General features: G+C 71.7%; 20 protein-coding genes. 8 read left to right on the plus strand and 12 right to left on the minus strand.

Annotated features, from left to right (window positions below; genetic code table 11):
* Positions 1-18: 18 nt before the first annotated feature.
* From V3T34_RS09130 to mnmA, 5 genes are all read right to left on the minus strand, one after another.
* Positions 19-915, minus strand: a complete 897-nt coding sequence (locus tag V3T34_RS09130; protein ID WP_305078126.1) for a LysR substrate-binding domain-containing protein — start codon at positions 913-915, stop codon at positions 19-21.
* A gap of 44 nt (positions 916-959) precedes the next feature.
* The gene (locus V3T34_RS09135; protein ID WP_305078125.1) at positions 960-2,390 is read right to left on the minus strand and encodes a sensor histidine kinase; all 1,431 of its coding nucleotides are present in this window, start codon (positions 2,388-2,390) and stop codon (positions 960-962) included.
* Positions 2,391-2,588: 198 nt separating this feature from the next.
* Complete coding sequence (locus tag V3T34_RS09140; RefSeq protein WP_305078124.1) at positions 2,589-3,419, minus strand: TVP38/TMEM64 family protein; 831 nt, start codon at positions 3,417-3,419, stop codon at positions 2,589-2,591.
* Positions 3,416-4,069 carry a class I SAM-dependent methyltransferase gene (locus tag V3T34_RS09145; protein WP_091744724.1) on the minus strand — a complete coding sequence of 218 codons (654 nt, stop codon included), beginning with the start codon at positions 4,067-4,069 and terminating at the stop codon, positions 3,416-3,418. The genes V3T34_RS09140 and V3T34_RS09145 overlap by 4 nt, the downstream gene beginning before the upstream one ends.
* Positions 4,070-4,234: 165 nt before the next feature.
* On the minus strand, positions 4,235-5,383 hold the full coding sequence (gene mnmA / locus V3T34_RS09150; RefSeq protein ID WP_305078123.1) for a tRNA 2-thiouridine(34) synthase MnmA: 1,149 nt from the start codon (positions 5,381-5,383) through the stop codon (positions 4,235-4,237).
* Between the two features lie 297 nt (positions 5,384-5,680).
* Between mnmA and V3T34_RS09155 the strand changes: the two genes are divergently transcribed.
* The 8 genes from V3T34_RS09155 (at position 5,681) to flbD (ending at position 13,667) form a co-directional block, all read left to right on the plus strand.
* Entirely contained in the window at positions 5,681-7,036 is a 1,356-nt protein-coding gene (locus tag V3T34_RS09155) for a flagellar hook-length control protein FliK (RefSeq protein ID WP_305078122.1), read from the plus strand.
* A 40-nt stretch (positions 7,037-7,076) separates the two neighbouring features.
* Positions 7,077-7,754, plus strand: coding sequence for a flagellar hook assembly protein FlgD (locus tag V3T34_RS09160; RefSeq protein ID WP_060845715.1), 678 nt, complete (start codon positions 7,077-7,079; stop codon positions 7,752-7,754).
* 112 nt (positions 7,755-7,866) lie between these two features.
* Positions 7,867-8,142 carry a CtrA inhibitor SciP gene (sciP, locus tag V3T34_RS09165; protein WP_048425916.1) on the plus strand — a complete coding sequence of 92 codons (276 nt, stop codon included), beginning with the start codon at positions 7,867-7,869 and terminating at the stop codon, positions 8,140-8,142.
* Positions 8,143-8,390: 248 nt separating this feature from the next.
* Positions 8,391-10,040 (plus strand): flagellar basal-body MS-ring/collar protein FliF, encoded by a 1,650-nt coding sequence (fliF, locus tag V3T34_RS09170; RefSeq protein ID WP_305078144.1) that lies wholly within the window; start codon positions 8,391-8,393, stop codon positions 10,038-10,040.
* A gap of 101 nt (positions 10,041-10,141) precedes the next feature.
* On the plus strand, positions 10,142-11,191 hold the full coding sequence (fliG, locus tag V3T34_RS09175) for a flagellar motor switch protein FliG (protein ID WP_048425914.1): 1,050 nt from the start codon (positions 10,142-10,144) through the stop codon (positions 11,189-11,191).
* Positions 11,191-11,823 (plus strand): FliH/SctL family protein, encoded by a 633-nt coding sequence (locus V3T34_RS09180; RefSeq protein WP_305078121.1) that lies wholly within the window; start codon positions 11,191-11,193, stop codon positions 11,821-11,823. The genes fliG and V3T34_RS09180 overlap by 1 nt, the downstream gene beginning before the upstream one ends.
* Before the next feature lie 66 nt (positions 11,824-11,889).
* A complete protein-coding gene (gene fliN / locus V3T34_RS09185; RefSeq protein ID WP_048425912.1) occupies positions 11,890-12,240 on the plus strand; it encodes a flagellar motor switch protein FliN in 351 nt (116 codons plus the stop codon).
* A gap of 53 nt (positions 12,241-12,293) precedes the next feature.
* On the plus strand, positions 12,294-13,667 hold the full coding sequence (gene flbD / locus V3T34_RS09190) for a sigma-54-dependent transcriptional regulator FlbD (protein WP_060845717.1): 1,374 nt from the start codon (positions 12,294-12,296) through the stop codon (positions 13,665-13,667).
* Positions 13,668-13,802: 135 nt separating this feature from the next.
* Here flbD and V3T34_RS09195 read toward each other — a convergent pair whose 3' ends face one another.
* The 7 genes from V3T34_RS09195 to leuC all read right to left on the minus strand — a co-directional run bounded on the left by V3T34_RS09195 (position 13,803) and on the right by leuC (position 21,365).
* Positions 13,803-14,051, minus strand: a complete 249-nt coding sequence (locus V3T34_RS09195) for a DUF6894 family protein (RefSeq protein ID WP_060845718.1) — start codon at positions 14,049-14,051, stop codon at positions 13,803-13,805.
* 111 nt (positions 14,052-14,162) lie between these two features.
* Positions 14,163-15,716 (minus strand): ATP-binding cassette domain-containing protein, encoded by a 1,554-nt coding sequence (locus V3T34_RS09200; protein WP_407942686.1) that lies wholly within the window; start codon positions 15,714-15,716, stop codon positions 14,163-14,165.
* 34 nt (positions 15,717-15,750) lie between these two features.
* On the minus strand, positions 15,751-16,677 hold the full coding sequence (locus V3T34_RS09205) for a branched-chain amino acid ABC transporter permease (protein ID WP_060845720.1): 927 nt from the start codon (positions 16,675-16,677) through the stop codon (positions 15,751-15,753).
* Positions 16,678-16,713: 36 nt separating this feature from the next.
* Complete coding sequence (locus tag V3T34_RS09210) at positions 16,714-17,589, minus strand: branched-chain amino acid ABC transporter permease (protein WP_060845721.1); 876 nt, start codon at positions 17,587-17,589, stop codon at positions 16,714-16,716.
* Positions 17,590-17,928: 339 nt separating this feature from the next.
* Entirely contained in the window at positions 17,929-19,194 is a 1,266-nt protein-coding gene (locus tag V3T34_RS09215; protein ID WP_305078118.1) for an ABC transporter substrate-binding protein, read from the minus strand.
* A gap of 154 nt (positions 19,195-19,348) precedes the next feature.
* Complete coding sequence (gene leuD / locus V3T34_RS09220; RefSeq protein WP_305078117.1) at positions 19,349-19,957, minus strand: 3-isopropylmalate dehydratase small subunit; 609 nt, start codon at positions 19,955-19,957, stop codon at positions 19,349-19,351.
* A gap of 1 nt (position 19,958) precedes the next feature.
* On the minus strand, positions 19,959-21,365 hold the full coding sequence (gene leuC, locus V3T34_RS09225; RefSeq protein WP_305078116.1) for a 3-isopropylmalate dehydratase large subunit: 1,407 nt from the start codon (positions 21,363-21,365) through the stop codon (positions 19,959-19,961).
* Between the last annotated feature and the right edge of the window lie 220 nt (positions 21,366-21,585).

Genomic DNA, 21,585 nt, shown 5'->3' on the forward strand with positions numbered 1-21,585 from the left:
GGGACGATGTCGCGCGGATCACGCGAGGTCGTCCGGTAGCGCGATCCCCATCTCCTGCCCGAGCCAGCGGGCGAAGACCCGCAGCGGGGCGCGCCGCCGGGTGGTCGCCGGATAGACGAGGTGGTGGCCGACGTAGGTCACGTCCTGCGAATGGCCGCGCAGGGGCGCGACGAGGCGGCCGCTGGCGATCTCGCGCTCGGCGAGCAGGGTCGATTCGAGGGCCACGCCGAGCCCGTCGGCGGCGGCCGCGATGGCGAGAAAGCTGCGGTCGAAGCGCACCCCCAGCGGCCGGGGCGCCGGCAGGCCGTTGCGGGCGAACCAGAGCGGCCAGCGCACCTGCTTGTTGTCGCTCTGGATCAGCACCTGGTCGAGGAGGTCCTCCGGCCGGCGGATTCTGGCCGCCCGCTCGGGGTCGCAGAGCGGCATCACCGTCTCGGCGCAGAGCGGCACGCTCACCAGGCCCTCCCCCCGGGGCGGGCCGTAGACGATGTCGGCGTCGAACTCGTCGCCGACGAAGCGGGCATAGTCCATGCCGGCGGCGAGCCGGACCTCGAAGCCCGGATTGGCGGCCAGGAACCGGGCGAGGCGCGGAGTCAGCCACTGCGCCGCGAGGCTCGGCGCGCAGTGCAGGCGCAGGAGCTGGGGCCCGCGCGCCGCCACGAGGTCGAGGCCGCGATGCAGCTCGTCGAAGGCGCGGCCGACATGCTCGAGCAGGGCCTCGCCGGCGGCGGTCGGCACCACGCCCTGGCCCTGGCGCTCGAACAGGGTCACGCCGAGGGACGCCTCCATCTTGCGGATGGCGTGGCTGACGGCGCTCGCGGTCAGGTTCAGCTCCGCCGCCGCGTCCTTGAACGAGCGGCGGCGCGCCGCGGCCTCGAAGGAGCGGACGGCGGAGAGGGGGACGCGCAGGGACATGACGCAACGATGCGTCGGCGCGGGCGGGCTGGCAACCGCCGCGCTCACGCCTCCCGGTCGGTCAGGACGATCCGGAAGCGCGCCCCGCTGCGGGTCTCGTCGAGGCTCAACGTACCCCCGTTGAGCCGCACCAGCTCGGCCGCGATGGCGAGGCCGAGCCCCGTGCCGCCGGAGCGGCCGGAGCCCTGGAACGCCTCGAACAGGTGGGCGCGCGCCCGCTCCGGCAGGCCGGGGCCGTTGTCGGAGACGAGGATCGTGACGGTCGCACCCGCGCGCCCGGCCTCGATCGCCACCACGGGAGGGCCGTCGCCGCTGCCGGCGAGCCCGATCGCCTGGACGGCGTTGCGCACGAGGTTGACCAGCACCCGCGACAGCTGATCGGGATCGGCGTCGACGGTCAGCCCCTCGGGGGTCCGGTCGGCGATGGTGATGGCGGCGCCCGGCGCCAGCCCGGCGAGGTCGAGGGCGTCGCGCAGGATCGGCCGCAGCGGCGTCGGACGCCGCTGCGCCGGAGGCTCGGCGGCGCGGCCGTAGGCCAGCGTGCCCTCGCAGTAGCGGATCGCCCGGCCGAGGGTCGCGACGAGGCGCGGCGCCACCCGCTGCACGCCGGGATCGGCGACGTGCTCGAGCCGGTCGACGAGCAGCTGCGCGGTGGTCAGGAGGTTGCGCAGCTCGTGGTTGATCTTGCTCACCGACAGGCCGAGATCGGCGAGCCGGCGCTTCTGGCGCAGCTCCCCCGACAGGATCGTCTCCATTCGGGCGAGCGCCGTCTCGGCGGCGCCGATCTCGTCGCTGCGCCAGGACGGGCTGATGCGCCGCGACAGGTCCTCGGGATCCTCCGCGAAGGACGCGATGTTGCGGGCGAGCCGCCGCACCGGCCGCACGATCGAGAGCTGGAGCACCAGGAAGACGAGGCCAGCGGTGATGCCGGAGATCACCAGCGAGGCGGCGAGGATGCGGCCCGAGAAGGCGATCATCGCGTGCCGCAGGGGCGCGGGATCGAGGACGAGCTCGACGAAGTCGACCCCCTCCATGCCGTGGCCGATCACCCGAAGGGGCAGGGGGCTCGCCCGCGTCAGGGTGCGCCAGGCGCCGCCGATGCCCTCGAACCAGCCGGCTCCGCGCAGGTCGACGGTCTCGCCCACCTCCGGCGGCATCGGGGTGAGGTTGAGGAGGCGCCGCGCTCCGCCGGCCTTGAGCGCGATCGCCTGGGCGCCCACGCCCATCAGCAGGCGCCGGGCGAGGTCGTCGGAAACCCTTTGCTGGGGGGCGGCGTCGAGCACCAGGGCGGCGACCTGGGCGGCGGCGACCCGGTCGGAGAGCCAGGCGCGCCGGTAGCTCGCGACGCTGGGGACGTAGATCAGCACCTCGGCGATGAGGACGAACACCACCGTGAGCAGCAGCAGGCGGCCGGACAGGCCGATGCGGCCGGCGAGGCGCCGGATGCCACCTTGCCTCGCCGCGTCATCCCTCACAGTCCCGACGCCTCCCGCTCACCGGCGCCGTTCCGTCCCGGGCGCGCATGAGCCTAACACACCGGCCGGGCCCCGGTCGCCGGAGGGGCGGGGCCCGGCGGAAGCTATCCCCGGATTGCCGAAAATCCAGTCGTCACCCAACGAATCGGGGGCGAGACAGCGCCTGATGCAAGCGATCTTGCGGCACCAGCGCCCGGTTCAGGTCGTCTTGCGGCGCCAGCGCCGCCAGGCGACCGGCATGAGCGCCAGGGCGCCGAGACCCAGCAGGGTGGCGACGAGCTGGGGCGTGACGATGGCCCGGAGCGACAGGGCGGCGTCGCAGGCGATGCCGCCGGCGACGAGGCAGGCCTCCTTCGCCGCCTGATGGGCCGCCACCACGGTCTCCACCCCCGCACCCGCCGAGGCGTAGATGAAGGCGCCGGGGCTGATGCCGATGAGCGTGGCGAGCGCGAAGGTGCGTAGCCTGACCCCGAAGATCGCCGGCGCCAGGTTGGTCATCCAGAACGGAAAGACCGGCAGCAGCCGCAGGACCATCACGTACGAGAACGCGTCGCGGCGAAACCCCTCGGCGAGGCGCCCGAGCCGCGAGCCGGCGCGGCGCAGCAGGACCTCGCCGGCGGCGGTGCGGCCGATCGAGAACACCACGACGGCGCCCGTCGTGGCGGCCGAGATCGAGACCAGCGCGCCGGCCACCGGGCCGAACAGGAAGCCGCACAGGGTCGTCATCACCACCGAGACCGGCAGCGACACGATCACCGTGGCGACGTAAGCCAGGTAGGCGCAGGCATAGGCGCGCCAGAACCCCTCCGCGACCCAGGCCTTGGCATAGGCCCGGGAGGCCAGCAGCTGGTCGAGGCTGAACCAGCGGGTGAACCCGCCGACGAGGAGCCCGATCGAGACCGCCACCAGCGCGACGAGGGGCAGCACCCGCAGCCAGCCGCGCCAGGCCGGCGCCGCCACCGCCTCGGGGCCGGCATCCTCCGGGGCATCGGGCGGCGGGTCCCGGTTGGGCCGGGGGGGCGTGCTCACCCGGCCTTCTGCATGCGCAGGATCTTGAAGAACCCGCCCGGGAAGGTCGGCCGCACGCCGAGGAAGGTCACGCCGCGGCTCTTCGCCCAGGCTTCGATCCGGGCGGCCTTGAAGGCCGAGCTCCAGCCGATCTTCTCGCAGAGCGGCGCGACGATCTCCTCGACCTTCGCGATGGTGCCGCTGTCCTGGCCGAAATGGTTGGCGAGCACGATCATGCCGCCGGGGCGGACCACCCGCAGGAACTCGTCGAGGGCGCCTTCGGGGTCCGGCACCAGGGTGATGAGGAACTGCGCCACCACCGCGTCGAAGCTCGCGTCGGCGTAGCCGAGGCGACAGACGTCCATCACCTGGAGGCCCTTGACGTGGGTAAGGCCGCGCCGCGCCACCTTGCGGTTCGCGCGGCGGAGCATGTCCTCCGACAGGTCGACGCCGTAGACCTCCGCGTCCTTCGGGTAGTAGCCCAGGGACAGGCCGGTGCCGACGCCGGCCTCCAGGATGCGCCGCCCGCCGACGAGCGCCGCCTGGACCGCGTCCCGCGCCGCCGGCTCGGTGAGCTTGTCGTAGACCACGTCGTAGACCGGCGCCCAGCGCGCATAGGCCTTGCGCATCAAGGCGGTGGTGGGCCCCGCCTCTCGCGGCTCGCTCAGCATGTCGGTATCGTCTCCGAGGTCGATCGTCTCGCGGGCTGTGACGCGCGCGCTTGTGCTACGGTTTCCCGAGGAAATCTTCGGAAATCGTCCTAGAGCATCTTCCTAGGAAGCGGGTACCGCTCCGTCGCGGAAAATGCGGCAAAATCAACAGCCTGGGGCACTGCCCTAGGCGGCGGCGAGGCTCTCCGCCTCGACCCGCCGGATGGTGCCGCCGCCCAGCACCCGGGCCCGCGGGCCGTCATCCGCGTAGATGACGCAGGCCTGGCCGGGCGACACCCCGTCCTCGGGGGTCGCCAGCGCGACCTCGGCGCAGGACGTGTCGGGGTTCCAGGTCAGGGTGGCGGGGCGGGGCTCGCGGGTGGAGCGGACCCGCACCGCGACGGGCAGGTCGCGGGCGGTCTCGAGGGCCGCGTCGCCGAGCCAGTTCGGGTCGGCGAGGCGCACGACCGAGGTGGCGAGCGCCTCGCGCGGGCCGACCACCACCCGGGCCTCGCCGGGCTCCAGGCGCACGACGTAGAGCGGCTCGCCCGCCGCCACGTTGAGGCCGCGGCGCTGGCCGACCGTGAAGCCGATGATGCCGTCGTGGCGGCCGAGCCGGCGCCCGTCGAGGTGGACGATCTCGCCCGGACGCACCGCGTCGGGGCGCAGGCGGGCGATCACGTCCTGGTAGCGCCCCTGGGGCACGAAGCAGATGTCCTGGCTGTCGGGCTTGTCGGCCACCGACAGGCCGAATTCCTTGGCCAGCGCCCGCGTCTCGTCCTTCGGCCGCTCGCCCAGCGGAAAGCGCAGGATGTCGAGCTGCTCGGGCGTGGTCGCGTAGAGGAAGTAGCTCTGGTCCCGGGCCGGATCGAGGGCGCGGTGGAGCGCCCGGCCGCCGCCCGGCAGCGCCCGGCTCGCCACGTAGTGGCCGGTCGCCAGCACGTCGGCGCCGAGGTCCCGGGCGGTCGAGAGCAGGTCGCGGAACTTGATCGAGCGGTTGCACTCGACGCAGGGAATCGGCGTCTCGCCCTGGAGGTAGCTGTCGGCGAAGCGGTCGATCACCGCCTCGCGGAAGCGGTCCTCGTAGTCGAGGACGTAGTGCGGGATCCCGATCGTCTCGGCGGCGCGGCGGGCGTCGTGGATGTCCTGGCCGGCGCAGCAGGCGCCGCGGCGGTGGGTCGCCGCGCCGTGGTCGTAGAGCTGCAGCGTGATCCCGACCACGTCGTAGCCCTCGCGCTTCAGCAGCGCGGCGACGACGGAGGAATCGACGCCCCCGGACATCGCCACGACGACGCGGGTCTCTTCCGGGGCCTTGGGCAGATCGAGCGAGTTCATGACCATGCGCGGGGTTTCGGACGGCGCTCCGGGAAGCAGTCCACGGCGCGCGAGGGAGTCTATAGCGATCCGGCCCGGGTTCTGCCAGGGCGGCAGGGTAAGGCCCCACCGGCATTGCGGGGCGGCAGTTCTTGCCGGGGCCCCGGCAGATTTCGACCGGGTGCCCGCCGCCACCGGGCCCAGCTGCAAAAATTATCTCACGATATCAGCGGCTTGCGCTTACGCCCGGACTGGCAGGCGGCTTGCTCCCGTCCCATCCCAGGAGGTCGGCCCACCGGGCCGGCATTGAGGTCGGCGATGCAGATCAGCGCAGCCAGTGAGGGGGGACGGGTGGCGGGCCGCGAGCCGGCCCGGCCGGTGCGGGCTAGCGCGCACGAGCCGTTCCGCCCGGCGGCCGACGAGGCCGCCCGGTCCGCCCGCGCGTCCCGCCTCGACCGGGCGGACCCCGCATCGCGGGCCCGCGCCGAGCAGGATCGCGGCGAGGCCCATGCCCCCGACCGTTCGCGGACCGAGGCCTCCGCGGCGCAGGCCCGGTCCCGCGCCCAGGATGTTCGCGACGAGGCCCGCGCTCAGGAGGCCCGCGCCCAGGAATCTCGCGTCCGGGACTCTCGCGCAGACGAGACCCGTGCCCGCAGGACGTCCGCCCGGGGCGGCGCGGCGGATCCCGCCGGGCGGCGCGAGGACGACCGCACCGATCAGGCGCAGGCCCGCAAGGCCGCCTCCGGTCCACCCGCCCAGGCCACGGCCGCGGCGCAGGCCGAGGCGGCGCATGCGGCCGCGGCGGCCGGGGATACGGGCGCCGAGGTCGATCCCGACGACGAGGCGGAGGAGGACGGCGAGGACGCGGCGGGCGACGCCCCGCCCGGGTCGCTGATGGCGCTCCTGGCCGCGACGGCTCCGGCGAGCCCGGCCACCGGTGCGGCCCCGGGGGCCTCGGCAGCCGGCGCGGCGGCGAGCGACGCCGGGATCGCGGCGGCGGGAAAGCCGGCCGTCCCGGTCGCCGCCGATCCGGCGACGGAGCGCCGGGCCGAGACCGGGGAGGGCGACGGGTCGGCGGTTGGGCAGCCGGTCCCCGACCCGTCGGCGGCGCAGGCCGGCGCGAGGATCGCCGGGATGGGCGCCGACGGGATCGGCGCCCGAAGCATCGACGCCGGAGCCGTCGACGCCAAGGCCAACGATGCCCGGGCCGGAACCGGCGCCGGCGCCGCGGACGCGCCCCAGGGCCGACCTGCGGTCTCGGTGCAGGCGCCGCTGAGCGCCGTGCCGATGACGGTCGGCATGCGGGCCTTGTCCGGCACCAACCGCTTCGAGATCCGCCTCGACCCGATCGAGCTCGGGCGCATCGACGTGCGCCTCGACATCGACCGCGAGCACGGCGTGAAGGCGCACCTGGTGGTGGAGCGGCCCGAGACCCTGGCACTGCTCCAGCGCGACGCCGGCAGCCTGCAGCAGGCGCTGGCCCAGGCCGGGCTCAACCCGGGCGACGGCGCCCTCAGCTTCTCCCTGCGCGACGACGGCGGCCAGAACCCGCAGCGCGAGCGGGCGGAGCGGCCGGCGGGGTCCGAGCGCTCCGGCGTCGAGGCGCCCGAGGAGCGGCAGGCGGCGCTCGCGCCGGCGCGCAGCCTCGCCCGGCCCCTCGACCTGAGAATCTGAAGAAGACCATCCCGATGATGCGTGACAGAGAGAGGTCCCGATGACCGCCGGCATCAGCAGCCTGACCAGCCTCTCCGGCGCCAGCGCCGGCAAGACCGCGAGCGACGCCAGCACGATCGCCGGGAACTTCAACCAGTTCCTGACCCTGCTGACGACCCAGCTGCAGAACCAGAACCCGCTCGATCCCCTCGACACCAACCAGTTCACCCAGCAGCTGGTGCAGTTCGCCTCGGTCGAGCAGCAGCTCAAGACCAACGACCAGCTCGGCAACCTGATCACCGCCAGCAAGGCGTCGGCGGCCGCGACCGCCTCGGGCCTCATCGGCAAGACCGTGACGGCGGACGGCGCCACCGCGTCGCTCGCCGAGGGCAAGGCGACCTGGACCCTCGACCCGGCGCGGGCCGCCGCCAAGGCGGTCCTGACGATCACGGACCCGAAGGGCAACGTCGTGGCGACCCAGACCAAGGCGCTCGCCGCCGGCAGCCAGAGCTTCGCCTGGGACGGGCGCAGCTCGACAGGGCAGCTCGCCCCGGACGGCAAGTACACCCTGAAGATCCAGGCCCTCGACGCCACCGGGGCGAACGTCGCCGTCGATACCAAGATCTCCGGGACGATCTCCAGCGTGGACGTCTCCGGCGCCGAACCGGTCCTGACCATCGGCGACCGCACCGTGGCCCTCAGCAGCGTCGAGGCGATCGGTGGGACCGCAAGCAACTGATTCGGTGGATTGCTGTGGATTACGAATCACATGCGAGGGAAATGATTCAACCAATCTTAAGCGCGGGTCCCTAGCTTCGGTCTCGACAGGTCAGTCGAGTGTAGAGCGTATCATGACCGAACCGCATCGCCCGAGGGCGAAGTACGTCATCGGCCCGGACGGAAGCCCGCTAACCATCGCGGACCTACCCCCGACCGATACCCGCCGATGGGTGATCCGGCGCAAGGCCGAGGTGGTGGCCGCCGTCCGCGGCGGTCTCCTGAGCCTCGAGGAGGCCTGCCAGCGATACACGCTGACGACCGAGGAATTCCTGAGCTGGCAGTTTTCGATCGAGCAGCACGGCCTGGCCGGCCTGCGCACGACCCGGATCCAGCATTACCGCCAGTAGGACCGGATCGTCCGCCGCCCCCCGGTTCGCCGGGGTCCGGCGCGCGATGCCGTGCGCGGCCCGGCTCCCGGGCCGCGCCTCCGGCCCAGTTTGATCGGCCCGCCCGGGACGCCCGGCTTCGCCTCGAAGCCGCAGGCGTCCCGGGTCTGCGCACGTCAATTGCTGCCGCGTTAACCAAGTCATAACCACGACCCGGCAAATTTTGCCCTGGAGCCGCTTCCGGCTCCGGATGGCGGGTGCGTGACGTCGTGAAGCCGGTCTTCGATCTGGTAGCGAAGCTGGGGCCCTCGCGCCTCGCCGCGATGGGGGCGGTGACCCTCGCGCTCGTCGGCTTCTTCGCTTTCGTCATCCTGCGGGTCTCGCGCCCCGAGATGGGCGTGCTCTACACCGAGCTCTCGGTGCAGGATGCCGGCGCCGTGGTGCGCGACCTCGAGGCCCGGGGCATCCGCTACGAGACCCGGGGCGATGCCGGCCAGACCGTGATGGCGCCCCGCGCCGACCTCGCCCGGCTGCGCATGGACCTCGCCGCCAAGGGCCTGCCGAGCGCCGGCGGCATCGGCTACGAGATCTTCGACAAGGGCGACGCCTTCTCGTCGACGAGCTTCGTCCAGAACGTCAACCACCTGCGGGCGCTCGAGGGCGAGCTCGCCCGCTCGATCCGGGCGATCGGCCGGGTCCAGGCGGCGCGCGTCCACCTCGTCCTGCCCGAGAAGCGGCTGTTCTCCCGCGACCGCGAGGCGCCGAGCGCCGCGATCGTGGTGCGGCTCGCCGGCGACCTCGATCCGGGCCAGGTCCGGGCGGTGCGCCACCTCGTCGCCTCGGCGGTCGAGGGCCTGAAGCCCGAGCGCATCTCGATCGTCGACGAGCGCGGGCGGCTCCTCGCCGACGGCGCCCGGGGCGCCGAGGACCAGGCGGGGATCGGCCTCGAGGAGCGCCAGACCGGCCTCGAGCGGCGCCTGCGCAACCAGGTCGAGGAGATCGTCGCCGGCATCGTCGGCTCCGGCCGCGCCCGGGTCCAGGTCACAGCCGAGCTCGACGCCAACCGGATCGAGAGCCGCTCGGAGACCTTCGACCCCGAGAGCCGCGTCGTGCGCTCGACCCAGACCCGCACCGAGACCCAGCAGACGCAGAGCAACGAGAACGGCGTCACCGTTGGCAACGAGTTGCCGGGCGCCAACCAGGGCCAGCAGAACCAGGGCCCGCGCGAGGCCTCGAACAAGAACGAGGAGACCACGAACTACGAGATCTCCCGGGTCACCCGCACCGAGGTGAACGAGGGCGGCCGGGTCAAGCGCCTGTCGGTGGCGGTGCTGGTCGACGGCACCTACGCGGCGGGGCCGGACGGGAAGGCGGCCTACACCCCGCGGCCCGCCCCCGAGCTCGAGCGCCTGACCGCGCTGGTGCGCACCGCGGTGGGCTACGACAAGGCCCGCGGCGACCAGGTCGAGGTGGTGAACCTGCGCTTCGCCGACACCCCGGCGGTGCCCGAGCTGCAGGAGGCCGGCCTCCTCGCCTCGCTGCTGCAGCCGACCAAGGAGGACGTGCTGCGCGTCGCCGAGATGACGGTCCTCTTCCTTCTCGGCCTCGTCGTGGTGATGACCGTGGTCCGCCCGCTGGTGGCGAAGGTCGTCGCCGCCGAGACCCCGGCGCTCGCCATGGGCCAGGTGACGGTGCTCACCGATGCCAGCGGCCGCGTGATGGCGGTGGAGGGCGGGACGGCCAAGGCCGCCATGCCGGCCGAGATCGCGATCCCCGAGAGCCAGGCCGGCCGCCTCGTCGAGTTCGCCAAGATCAACGGCAAGATCCAGGCCCAGACCGTCGAGCGCGTGGTCGACGTGGTGAAGTCCAACCCGACCGAGACCGTCGAGGTGCTGCGTACCTGGATCAACGACCGCTGACGCGGATCCGGACCGACGACCGCTGACCCGCCCCGCGAGGGCCGCCGCGCCGCGGCCGCCCGCCTTCGCGCCCCCGATTCGACCGAGGACGACCGAACGTCATGGCCGCGACCCCGATGCCGATCACCCTCCCGACCGCCGGGGCCGCGGGCTACGCCGAGATGCCCGGCACCCAGCGCGCCGCCGCGCTGCTGCTCCTGCTCGGCGACGAGGACGGCGCGCCGATCTGGCGCATGCTGGAGGAGGACGAGATCAAGAAGGTCTCGCACGCCATGGTCCAGCTCGGCTCGCTCGAGGCGGACGTGGTCGAGCACCTGATCATCGACTTCGTGTCGCGGCTCTCGGCGAGCGGCGGCATCACCTCGAGCTTCGAGCGCACCGAGTCGCTGCTCCTGAAGATCTTCCCGCCCGAGCAGGTCTCGGTGATCATGGCGGAGGTGAAGGGCGCGTCGGGTCGCCGGGTCTGGGCCAGCCTGACCCAGATCGACCCCGAGATCCTGGCCTCGTTCCTGCGCAACGAGTACCCGCAGACCGTCGCGGTGATCCTGTCGCGGGTGCGCTCCGACTACGCCGCCCGGGTGCTGACCATCCTGCCGGAGGACTTCGCCATCGACGTCCTCAACCGGATGCTGCGGATGGAGACGGTGCAGAAGGAGGCCCTGCGCCACATCGAGGAGATCCTGCGGGTCGAGTTCGTCTCGACCATCGCCCAGACCACCCGGCGCGACGCGCACGAGCTGCTCGCCGACGTGTTCAACGCCTTCGACCGCCAGACCGAGATCCGGTTCCTCACCGCCCTCGACCAGGCGAACCGCGGCTCGGCGAAGAAGATCCGCCAGCTGATGTTCACCTTCGACGACCTGATGAAGCTCGATGCCGGCAGCGTCCAGACCCTGATGCGCAGCGTCGACCGCGACGTGCTGGCCCGCGCGCTCAAGGGCGCGTCGGACCCGGTGCGCAACTTCTTCTTCGCCAACATGTCGAGCCGCGCGGCCAAGAACATGCAGGACGAGATGGGCTCGCTCGGGCCGATCCGCCTCAAGGACGTCGACGAGGCCCAGTCGAAGATGACCGACCTCGCCAAGGACCTGGCCGAGAAGGGCGAGATCATGATCGCCAAGAACAGCGCCGAAGAGGAGCTGGTCTACTGATGGCCCAGATCAGGCGCTTCCTGTTCGACACCGATTTCAGCCCCCCCGGCGGCAAGCCGCAGCGGGAGGATCCCGGCGCGCCGGGCGCCGCGGCGGCCCAGGCGGCGGCCGAGGCCGAGGCCTCGGCCCGCGCCGCGTCGGAAGCCTCCGCCTTCGCCCGCGGCCTGCAGGAGGGCCGCGCCCAGGCCGAGGCGCAGGTCCAGGCCCGCCTCGCCGACGCCCTCAACCGGGTCGCGGCGGCAGCAGTTGGCATGATCGCCGCGGCGGACGAGCGCGACGCCGCGCGCGAGGCCCAGGCCCTCGACTTCGCCGTGGCGCTCGGGCGCAAGATCGCCGGGGCCGCCCTCGACAGCCAGCCGGTCGCGGCGATCGCCGAGGCCGCGGGCCGCGCGCTCCAGCACCTGCGCGGCGTGCCCCACCTGGCGATCCGGGTCCACGACGACCTCGTCGAGGAGACCGAGCGGCAGGTCGCGCGGCTCGCCCGCGAGCGCGGCTACGAGGGCCGCCTGATCGTGCTCGGCGATCCGGGCCTCGCGCCGGGCGACGCCCGCATCGAGTGGGCCGACGGCGGCGTGGTGCGCGACCGCGCGGCCATCGAGGCGGCCGTGCTCTCCGCCCTCGCGCCGGCCTGACGCCGGCGCCTGCTTCCGCTTTCCGGACCTCTTCCCGTTCTGGTTTCGCCCCAAAAGGTAACCCCGATGTCCTCCGACAACGATCTCGGACTGCCCCAGCTCAACGAGGCCGACCTCGCCTTCGACACCGCGGCGGCCAGCACGATGCGCGACGCGCCGGTGGCGGCGAAGTCGGCGGCCGACCTCGAGCAGGTCTTCGACGTGCCGGTGATGGTCTCGGCGGTGCTCGGCTCGTCGCGGATGCCGATCGGCGACCTCCTGCGGCTGGGCCCCGGCACGGTGCTGGAGCTCGACCGCAAGGTCGGCGAGGCGATCGACATCTTCGTCAACAACCGCCTCGTCGCCCGCGGCGAGGTGGTGCTGGTCGAGGAGCGCCTCGGCGTGACGATGACCGAGATCGTCAAGGTCGACGGCTGAGGCAGGACGCCCTCCCCATCCTGCCCGACACGAGACGCCACGGAGTGCCCGCCATGCGGCTGCTGATCATCGGACGCCTGAACGGCGAACTCATCACCGCCTCCCGGATCGCCATGAGCCGCGGCGCCGCCGTGACCCAGGCCGACGGGATCGAGCAGGGGCTCAACGCGCTGCGCGCCAAGGGCGCCGACCTCGTCATGGTCGACGTGTCGCTGCCGGTCCGGGTGCTGGTGACGGCGCTCGCCGACGAGCGCATCCGCACCCCGGTGGTCGCCTGCGGCACCGGCACCGACGCCAACGCCGCGGTGGCGGCGATCCGGGCCGGCGCCAAGGAATACATCCCGCTGCCGCCCGACCCCGAGCTGATCGCCGCGGTGCTCGAGGCGGTGGCGTCGGACGCCCGCTCCTTCGTGTGGGGCGACCCGTCGATGGAGCGCGTGGTCAAGCTCGCCGAGCAGGTGGCGCGCTCCGACGCCTCGGTGCTGATCACCGGCGAGAGCGGCACCGGCAAGGAGGTGCTGGCGCGCCACGTCCACGCCCGCTCCAACCGGGCCAACAAGCCCTTCGTCAGCGTGAACTGCGCGGCGATCCCCGACGCGCTGCTCGAATCCGAGCTCTTCGGGCACGAGAAGGGCGCCTTCACCGGCGCGGTGGCCCGACGCATCGGCCGGTTCGAGGAGGCGAGCGGCGGCACGCTGCTCCTCGACGAGATCTCCGAGATGGACGTCCGGCTCCAGGCCAAGCTCCTGCGGGCGCTGCAGGAGCGGGTGATCGACCGGGTCGGCGGCACCCAGCCGGTGAAGGTCGACATCCGGGTGCTCGCCACCTCGAACCGCAACCTCGCCGAGGAGGCGCGCAAGGGCACCTTCCGGGAGGACCTGCTCTACCGCCTCAACGTAGTGAACCTGCGCCTGCCGCCCCTGCGCGACCGCCCGGCGGACATCCTGGCGCTCGCCGAGCACTTCGCGCGCAAGTACGCCGAGGCCAACGGACTCGCCGCCCGGCCGCTCTCCGCGGAGGCGCGCCGGCTCGTCACCCAGAGCCCCTGGCCCGGCAACGTCCGCGAGCTGGAAAACACCCTGCACCGGGCGGTGCTGCTGGCGAGCGGCCCCGAGATCGACGCCGACGCGATCCGCTCGCCCGAGGGCGACGCCCTCTCGACCGGCGCGACCGGGGCGGGCGCCGCCGCGCGGGCGGTCCAGGCCGCCGAGGCCGTGACGCGGGGCTTCGTCGGCCGCTCGCTGGCCGACGTCGAGCGCGACCTGATCCTCGACACCCTCGACCACTGCCTCGGCAACCGCACCCACGCCGCCAAGATCCTGGGGATCTCGATCCGCACCCTGCGCAACAAGCTCAACGAGTATACGGGTGCGGGCATCACGGTGGCCGAGCCGGGCCAGACCCGGATGCTGGCGGCCTACGGCTGAGGCGGGTTCGCCCCGGGCGGCGCTCGGGGAACCGTCCGGGGGGGCGCCCGCCATCGTCGGGACGGCCGCGCGGCGCCGGCGCAGATCCAGGCAGCGGTGGGAGGCCCGCCGCCGAGGTTGCGCGACGTTCTCCCCTCAGGCCTGCAGGCGCGGGATCGCCCCGGCGAACCGCGCGATCGGCAGGAACAGGCTGAAGCGGCGCTCCTTGTCCTCGACGTGGATGATCGCCTCCTTCCACTCCGGCTCGCGGCAGGCCCGCCGCCGCAGCAGGACCGCGATATGCTCCGAGCAGTTGATGATCTCGCCAGGCTCGGCGAGCTCGACGCCACGCGTGTCGCGGATGAGGCGGCTGCCCACCTGAAAGTGAAAGTAGTAGCAGGACATCCCGCGCCTCCATGAGGTGGTTGTTCTGCTTTGAATACGATGGCTCGTCTCCGGCCGCCTTAACCCGAGTCAAGGGTTTTCGGATTGCCCAGCGCGGGCCGTCCCGGCCCCCTACAGATAGCCGGCCCCCGCCTCGGCGGCGAAGCGGTCGGGCGGGCCCTCCCAGACGACGCGGGCATGCTCCAGCACGTAGACCCGGTCGGCGTGGGGCAGGGCGAAGGTGACGTTCTGCTCGCCGAGCAGCACCGTGATCGGCGTGGTCTGGCGCAGGCGCTCCAGCGCCTTCGAGAGCTGTTCGAGGATCACCGGGGCGAGGCCCAGCGTCGGCTCGTCGAGGATCAGCAGGCGCGGCTTCATCATCAGGGCGCGGGCGATGGTGAGCATCTGCTGCTCTCCCCCCGAGAGCGTGCGGGCCATCTGGCCGCCGCGGCTCTTGAGGATCGGAAACAGCTCGAACAGCCAGTCGAGCTGGCGTGTGCTCTCGGCCTTGGGCAGGTGCTGGCCGCCCAGATCGAGGTTTTCGCGCACGCTCATCTCGCCGAACAATTCGCGGGTCTCCGGCACCTGGACGATGCCGCCCTTGGCGATGCTCGCCGGCGTGCGCTTCGCCAGTGATTCCCCCGCGAAGCTGATCTGTCCGGAATGCGGGACGAAGCCGGAGATCGCGTTGAACAGGGTGGTCTTGCCGGCGCCGTTGAGGCCGACCACTGAGACGAACTCGCCCTCGTGCACGTGGAGGCCGACGCCGCGCAGGGCCTGCGCCTTGCCGTAGAGCACGTCGAGCCCCTCGACCTGGAGCAGGGGCCGGCCGGAGAAGGTGGCCTCGGGCCGCGAAGCGGTCTCGATGCTGCCGCCGAGATAGACCCGGCGCACGGTCTCGTCGCGCATCACCTCGGCGGCACTGCCCTCGGCGACGCGCTCGCCGAGATACATCGCGAAGACCCGGTCGACGAGGGCCGAGACGCTCTTCACGTTGTGGTCGACGAGGAGCACCGCCTTGCCCTCGTCGCGAAAGCCGCGGATCAGGGCGGAGAAATCCGCGACCTCGCCGGAGGTGAGGCCCGCGAAGGGCTCGTCGACCAGCACCACCTTGGGGTCGCGGGCGATCGCCTTGGCGAGTTCCATCCGGCGCAGGTCGGCGAAGGGCAGGGTGCCGGGGCGCCGGTCCATGACGGCCCCGAGACCTACCCGCTCGGCGATGGCGCGTGCCCGCTTCTCGACGCCGGCATCGGCGAAGAGCCGCACCAGGCTGTCGGGCAGGAGCGCGAGCTTGATGTTTTCCAAGACGGTCTGGCGGTGCAGCGGCCGCGAATGCTGGAAGACGAGGCCGATGCCGGCCCGCGCCACCTTGTGCGATGGCCAGCCGGCGATCTCGGTGCCGTCGAGCCGGATGCTGCCGCCATTCGGGCGCTCCAGCCCCATGATTAGCTTCATCACCGTCGACTTGCCCGAGCCGTTCGGCCCGATCAGCCCGACGATCTCGCCGGCCCGCACCGTGAAGCCGATCGATTTCGCCGCGACGAGGCCGCCGTAGCGCTTGGTCAGCCCCTCGACCGCGAGGAGCGGCGGAGCTCCGTCGGGCACGGCGCCCGCGGCGGAGGGCAGGGGGGATGGGGCGGGGCTGGCCGCACCTATGGACGCAGCACTCGTGGACGCAACGCTCATAACGCAACCCTTGTGACGCGAGGAGCGGAGGCCATCAGGCGTGGCGTCCCTGCCGGGTGAGGATCCCGAGGAGGCCCGACGGCACGAACAGGATAACGGCGAGCGCGGCGGCCGAGACCACGAAGGTCGAGAGCGAGCCGAGCGGCCGCAGCAACTCGCCGGCGGCGATCAGGAACACCGCGCCGAGTACGCCGCCCACGATGGTGCGCCGCCCGCCGAGCACCGCCCCGATGATGACCTGGACGCCGACCGAGACGTCGACCAGCGTGCCGACCGAGGCGGTGCCCATGTAGAAGACGAACAACGCGCCCGCGAGCCCCGAAAACACCGCGCTCACGCAGAACGCCGCGAGCTTGTGCTTGGCGACGTTGAAGCCGAGCGCGCCGGCCTCGACCGGGTCCTGCCCGCTCGCCTGGAGGATCAGCCCCACCGGCGAGACCGCGATGGCGTAGAGGACGAGCCCGCTCACCCCCATGAAGCCGAGCGCGATCCAGTAATTCGTCGCGGCGTCGATGCTGATGACGTCGGGCACGGTGAGGCCGATCTCGCCGCCGGTGGTGTCGGCGAAGACCACGATCAGGTTCTGCAGGATCAGAACCGCCACGACGGTGGTGAGGCCGAAATACGGGCCCCGCACCCGCAGCGCGGGAAGGGCCAGGACGAGGCCGCCGATCACCGCCGCGACGGTGCCGGCCAAGAGGCAGAGCGGGATGCCGACCCCGTGGCCGTTGAGGATGCCGGCGGTGTAGGCCCCGAGCCCGATCAGGAAGGTCGGGCCGAAATTGACCTCGCCGGCAAAGCCGAACAGCAGGTCCCAGGCCATCGAGAACACGCCGAAATAGTACGCGACGGTGAGGAGCCCGAGGATGTAGCCCGAGACCCAGAGCGGCAGCACGCTGGCGAGCGCGAGGCCGATCAGGCAGAGCCAGAACAGCGGATTGCGAAGAGTCTTGGCGAACATTCAGGCCTCTTCTTCGGATGACGCGGGGGGCCGGGGTCAGCGGCGCCCGAGGAGGCCTTGCGGCCGGACATACATCACGGCGACGAGGAGCAGCAGCGCGGGGATGGTCCGGTAGGCCGGGGAGACGAGATAGGCGGTCAGCGTCTCGAGGTAGCCGACGACGTAGGCGGCGATCAGCGAGCCCGAGACGCTGCCTAAGCCCCCCAGAACGACGATCGAGAAGGCGCTCGCGGTGAGCGGGCCGACGCTGTAGCTCGACACGCCCAGGAACTGGCCGAGCAGCACCCCGGCGATGCCCGCGAGCACGCCGTAGATGAGCCAGATCGCCACGTAGATCTTCGACAGCTCGAATCCGAGGAGCGTCACGCCGCGCGGGTTCATGGAGGCCGCGAGCAGGACCTTGCCGGTGCGGGTGCGGTTCACGAGCAGCCACAGCAATCCGATTGTCGCCCAGCACACCACCGCGGTGAAGACCTGGTTCCACGGCGTGCGCACGCCCGCGATGGTCACCACGCCCTCGACGATCGGCATCACCGTCTTGGCGTTGCTGGTGAACAGGTAGGCGATGAACTCCTGGATCATGATGCCCCAGAGCAGGGTGCCGGTGAGGATGAAGATCTCCTTCTCCTCCGGCGGGATCGCACGGGACTTGTCGATGGGGCGCACCACGACGCCGTAGGTGGCGAGGGTGAGCCCGGTGCAGACGACGATGCCGGCGGCCGCACCCGCGTAAGATCCGAGGCCGAACTCGCTGGAGGCCGCCCAGGCGATCACGGCGGCGGTGACCATCAGCGCCCCGTGCGAGAGGTTGAGCACGCCTGAGACGCCGAAGATGAGGGTGAAGCCGGTGGCGCCGAGCGCGTAGAGCGCCGAGATGGCGAAGCCGTCGATGAGGATCTGGATCGCGGTCATGGGGCTCGCGGGAAAGATGAGGGGGCGAGGCGCGCGCGAGATCTCCCCTCTCCCGTTTGGGCTAGCGTGGTCGCACATCTCGGTTTGAACGCTTCTCCCTTTGAAGGTAGCGCGCCTCTCCTCCCCCTTGTGGGGAGGAGTTGGAGGTTGGGGGTGGTGCCGGATGAAGCTTGCGCTCTACGCGGCACCACCCCCACCCCTAACCCCTCCCCACAAGGGGGAGGGGAAAGCGCGCACCTTTACAGAGGGTTAGCTCTCTGAGGAGAGGTGCGAATCCGCTCGCCCGTGTGGGAGAGGGGATCCCGCGTCGGCTGGATCAGGATCGATCAATGGAGGCGTTTAGTTCGCCGCCGTCCCGGCCTTGACGAAGCTCGGAAAGGTCATCTTTCCATTGGCGACGCTCGGAGGCCAGACCGCCAGCTGCTTCCCGTCCTGCCACTGCATCATCATGCCCGACACGAGGCCGGCGCCATACTTGATCGAGTGGGTGAACTCGTCGTCCTTGCCGTAGAACTGGATGCGCCCGAGGGTACCCTCCCAGTCGGTCTTCTCGAGCGCATCGACGAGCTTGTCGGGGTCGGTCGAGCCCGCCCGCTTCACCGCATCGGCGATGTAGTAGACCTCGTCATACGCCGTGTAGCCGGCGTATCCCGGATAGTTGCCGTACTTCGCCTTGAAGGCTTCCGCGAAGGGGGCGGTCTTCGGCGTCACGTTGGTGCCGGGCGCGGCGAACATCTCGAACAGCACGCCTTCCGTCGCGCCGTTCGTCTCCTTCCAGAAGGTGGCGTTGGTCGCCTGCGAGGCGATGCCGACCATCGGGATCGGCACCTGCTGGCTGCGCCACTGCACCGTCGGCTGCACGCCGACATGCGAGATGCCGGTGACGATCACGTCGGGCTTGGCGCCCTCGATGCGGCTGAAGATCGGGTTGAAGTCGGTGGTGCTCGGCGAGAACCGGATATGGTCGAGCACCTTGAGGCCGACCTTCGGCAGGCATTCCTTGTAGCCCTCGTCGAGCGGCTTCGTCCACGCCGCGTCCTCGCTCATGATGATTGCGGTCTTCATCTGCCGCCCCTCGACCAGGATCGCCTTGGCGGCGTCGCAGACGGCCTGGGACTGCGCCTTCGAGGTCAGGTAGCCGTGGAAGGAATACTTGTTACGGGCGTAGTCCTTGTGGACGTTGAGCGGGATCTCGTTCGAGGCCGCGCCGGGGGTGATGAAGGGCAATTTGAGCCGGGCCGACCAGGGCTGGAGCGCCAGCACCACCTCGCTGATGTAGCTGGCGATGACCACGTGGGCCTTGTCCTCGCTCGCCGCGCGCTGGAAGGCGCGGACGGAATCCGCGGCCGAGCTCTTGTTGTCGTAGGTGATGATCTCGATCTTGCGGCCGTCCATCCCGCCCTTGGCGTTGATCTCGTCGGCGGCGAGCTGGGCAGCCTGGGGAATCGAGGCCCCGGCGATGGCCTGCGCCTCCGCGATCACCGCGATGCGGATCGGGTCGGCGGCTTGAGCGGTCGAGAGCGAGGCATTGGCGGCCAACAGAACCGTTGAGCCAAGCAACGCGCGGACGAGCCGCCGCCTGGCGACGGATGCGCATTCCAGCATGACGTTCCCTCTTCCGGCCGCTGTTTGATTGATGGCGTCGCGGCTCGGAGGGGTAGTGTAGCGGGAGAGACTTCGATCACAAGATGCTGATCGAATATTGCATCAAAGCGCGAGCGAGCCATCGCGTGGGTGCATGGCTTGCTCCCTGGCCGGATCATCCGGCGATGGACGGCACCCGCCACGGCTGCTCGGCCGCCACCCGGGCCTCGAAGGCCGCGATGGCCTCGGCGTGTTCGAGCGTCAGCGCCACGTCGTCGAGCCCCTCGACGAGACAGCGCTTCTTGAACGGATCGATCTCGAACGATACCGCCGCGCCGTCCGGGTCGGTCACGGTCTGGGCCGGCAGGTCGACCGTGAGCGCGGCGCCCGGCGCGGCGGCCAAGCGCGCGCGCAAGGCCGCGACCGCCGCCTCGGGCAGGGTCACGGTCAGGAGGCCGTTCTTGGCCGCGTTCGATGCGAAGATGTCGCCGAAGCTCGGGGCGATCACGCAGCGGATGCCGCCATCGACCAGTGCGTAGACCGCGCCCTCGCGCGAGGAGCCGCAGCCGAAGTTGCGGTCGGCGACCAGGATTCCCGCCCCGGCATAGGCGGGCGCGTCGAGGGGATAGGCCTCGCTGCGGCGGCGCTCGTCGTGGAACAGGAAATTGCCGTAGCCGGCGCTCCTCGGCTTCTTGAGGAAGCGGGCCGGCAGGATCTGGTCGGTGTCGACGTTGGCGACGTCGAGGGGCACCGCGACGGCCTGGAGGGTCGTGAAGGGCTGCATCTCAGCTTCTCCCGAGGCGGCGGATATCGGTGAGGCGGCCGGTGACGGCGGCCGCCGCCGCCATGGCCGGGCTCATCAGGTGGGTACGGGCGTTCGGGCCCTGGCGGCCCGGGAAGTTGCGGTTGGTGGTCGAGGCGCAGCGCTCGCCCGCCGGCACGAGGTCGCCGTTGATGCCGACGCACATCGAGCAGCCCGGCTCGCCCCATTCGAGGCCGGCGTCGCGAAACACCCGGTCGAGCCCTTCCGATTCGGCCTGGCGCCGCACCGGGCCGGAGCCCGGCACGACGAGGCCCGGCACCGCCGCCGTCCGGCCGCGCAGCACGGTCGCGGCGGCGCGAAGGTCCTCGATCCGCGAATTGGTGCAGGAGCCGATGAACACCCGGTCGATCGCGACCTCTTCGAGCGGCATGCCCGGCGTGAGGCCCATATAGTCGAGCATCGCCCGCATCTGCCCGGCCTTGGTGGGATCGGTTTCCGCGCCCGGATCCGGCACCGCGGCGGTGACGGGAAGCGCGGTCTCGGGGCTGGTGCCCCAGGTCACGGTCGGGGCGATGGCGCCCGCATCGAGCGTCACCTCGCGGTCGAACCGGGCGCCCGCGTCGCTCGGGAGACGACGCCAGGCCGCCACCGCCTGATCGAACAGCGCGCCCTTCGGGGCGTAGGGGCGCTCCTCCAGGAACGCGAAGGTGGTGTCGTCCGGCGCGATCATCCCGGCTCGCGCCCCGGCCTCGATCGACATGTTGCAGATGGTGAGCCGCCCCTCCATCGACAGGCCGCGGATGGCGCTGCCGGCATATTCGAGCACGTGCCCGACCGCGCCGCCGGCCCCGATGACCGCGATGATCGCTAAAATCACGTCCTTGGCGGTGACGTGGGGGCCGAGCACCCCGTCGATGGTGACCCGCAGGGTCTTGGGCCGGCGCTGCCACAGGGCCTGCGTCGCCAGCACGTGCGCCACTTCCGTCGCCCCGATGCCGAAGCCCAGCGCCCCGAAGGCGCCGTGGGTCGAGGTGTGGGAATCGCCGCAGACGATCGTGAGGCCCGGCAGCGTCAGGCCCTGCTCGGGGGCGAGAACGTGGACGATGCCCTGCTGGCGGTCGTCGAGGCCGAAATGCCGGATGCGGTGCCGGCCGGCATTGTCGGCGAGCGTCGAGACCATGTTGGCGATCTCGGGATCGGGGATCGGCCCGTCGCGGTCGCGGGAGGGGACGTAGTGGTCGGCCACCGCGAAGGTCAGCTCCGGCCGGCGGATCTGGCGGCCGGCATGGTCGAGCATGCCGAAGGCGTGGAACGAGCCCTCGTGCAGCAGGTGGCGATCGATGGCGAGGAGCGCCTGGCCGTCGGGGCGGGTCGCCATGACGTGGGCGTCCCAGACCTTGTCGAAGAGGGTGCGGGGTTGCGAGGTCATCGGGCGTCCTCCGCCGTGGCGTTGATGTCGAGAATGACGAAGCCCTCGCCCCTTTCCCGGACGACTACCGTGAAGCAGACGGAGATCAGGATAAGGGAGGGGGCGTGACAGGGCATGACCAAGAGCCTGTTCGACGTGCGCGACCGTGCTTTGATCCTCCATCGTCATCCCGGGTGCCGCTTCGCGGCCCCAGGATGGCGCGGTGGGTAGAACAGCCGTT

Origin of the sequence: Methylobacterium ajmalii (assembly GCF_036448855.1) — a bacterium.
Taxonomy (GTDB): domain Bacteria; phylum Pseudomonadota; class Alphaproteobacteria; order Rhizobiales; family Beijerinckiaceae; genus Methylobacterium; species Methylobacterium ajmalii.

What these genes read in the sequence shown, in the direction of transcription:
- V3T34_RS09130 (WP_305078126.1), bottom strand. Translation starts at nt 915, where the DNA reads ATGTCCCTGCGCGTCCCCCTCTCCGCCGTCCGCTCCTTCGAGGCCGCG.
- V3T34_RS09145 (WP_091744724.1), bottom strand. Translation starts at nt 4,069, where the DNA reads ATGCTGAGCGAGCCGCGAGAGGCGGGGCCCACCACCGCCTTGATGCGC.
- mnmA (WP_305078123.1), bottom strand. Translation starts at nt 5,383, where the DNA reads ATGAACTCGCTCGATCTGCCCAAGGCCCCGGAAGAGACCCGCGTCGTC.
- V3T34_RS09155 (WP_305078122.1), top strand. Translation starts at nt 5,681, where the DNA reads ATGCAGATCAGCGCAGCCAGTGAGGGGGGACGGGTGGCGGGCCGCGAG.
- V3T34_RS09160 (WP_060845715.1), top strand. Translation starts at nt 7,077, where the DNA reads ATGACCGCCGGCATCAGCAGCCTGACCAGCCTCTCCGGCGCCAGCGCC.
- sciP (WP_048425916.1), top strand. Translation starts at nt 7,867, where the DNA reads ATGACCGAACCGCATCGCCCGAGGGCGAAGTACGTCATCGGCCCGGAC.
- fliG (WP_048425914.1), top strand. Translation starts at nt 10,142, where the DNA reads ATGGCCGCGACCCCGATGCCGATCACCCTCCCGACCGCCGGGGCCGCG.
- V3T34_RS09180 (WP_305078121.1), top strand. Translation starts at nt 11,191, where the DNA reads ATGGCCCAGATCAGGCGCTTCCTGTTCGACACCGATTTCAGCCCCCCC.
- fliN (WP_048425912.1), top strand. Translation starts at nt 11,890, where the DNA reads ATGTCCTCCGACAACGATCTCGGACTGCCCCAGCTCAACGAGGCCGAC.
- flbD (WP_060845717.1), top strand. Translation starts at nt 12,294, where the DNA reads ATGCGGCTGCTGATCATCGGACGCCTGAACGGCGAACTCATCACCGCC.
- V3T34_RS09195 (WP_060845718.1), bottom strand. Translation starts at nt 14,051, where the DNA reads ATGTCCTGCTACTACTTTCACTTTCAGGTGGGCAGCCGCCTCATCCGC.
- V3T34_RS09200 (WP_407942686.1), bottom strand. Translation starts at nt 15,716, where the DNA reads ATGAGCGTTGCGTCCACGAGTGCTGCGTCCATAGGTGCGGCCAGCCCC.
- V3T34_RS09205 (WP_060845720.1), bottom strand. Translation starts at nt 16,677, where the DNA reads ATGTTCGCCAAGACTCTTCGCAATCCGCTGTTCTGGCTCTGCCTGATC.
- V3T34_RS09210 (WP_060845721.1), bottom strand. Translation starts at nt 17,589, where the DNA reads ATGACCGCGATCCAGATCCTCATCGACGGCTTCGCCATCTCGGCGCTC.
- V3T34_RS09215 (WP_305078118.1), bottom strand. Translation starts at nt 19,194, where the DNA reads ATGCTGGAATGCGCATCCGTCGCCAGGCGGCGGCTCGTCCGCGCGTTG.
- leuD (WP_305078117.1), bottom strand. Translation starts at nt 19,957, where the DNA reads ATGCAGCCCTTCACGACCCTCCAGGCCGTCGCGGTGCCCCTCGACGTC.
- leuC (WP_305078116.1), bottom strand. Translation starts at nt 21,365, where the DNA reads ATGACCTCGCAACCCCGCACCCTCTTCGACAAGGTCTGGGACGCCCAC.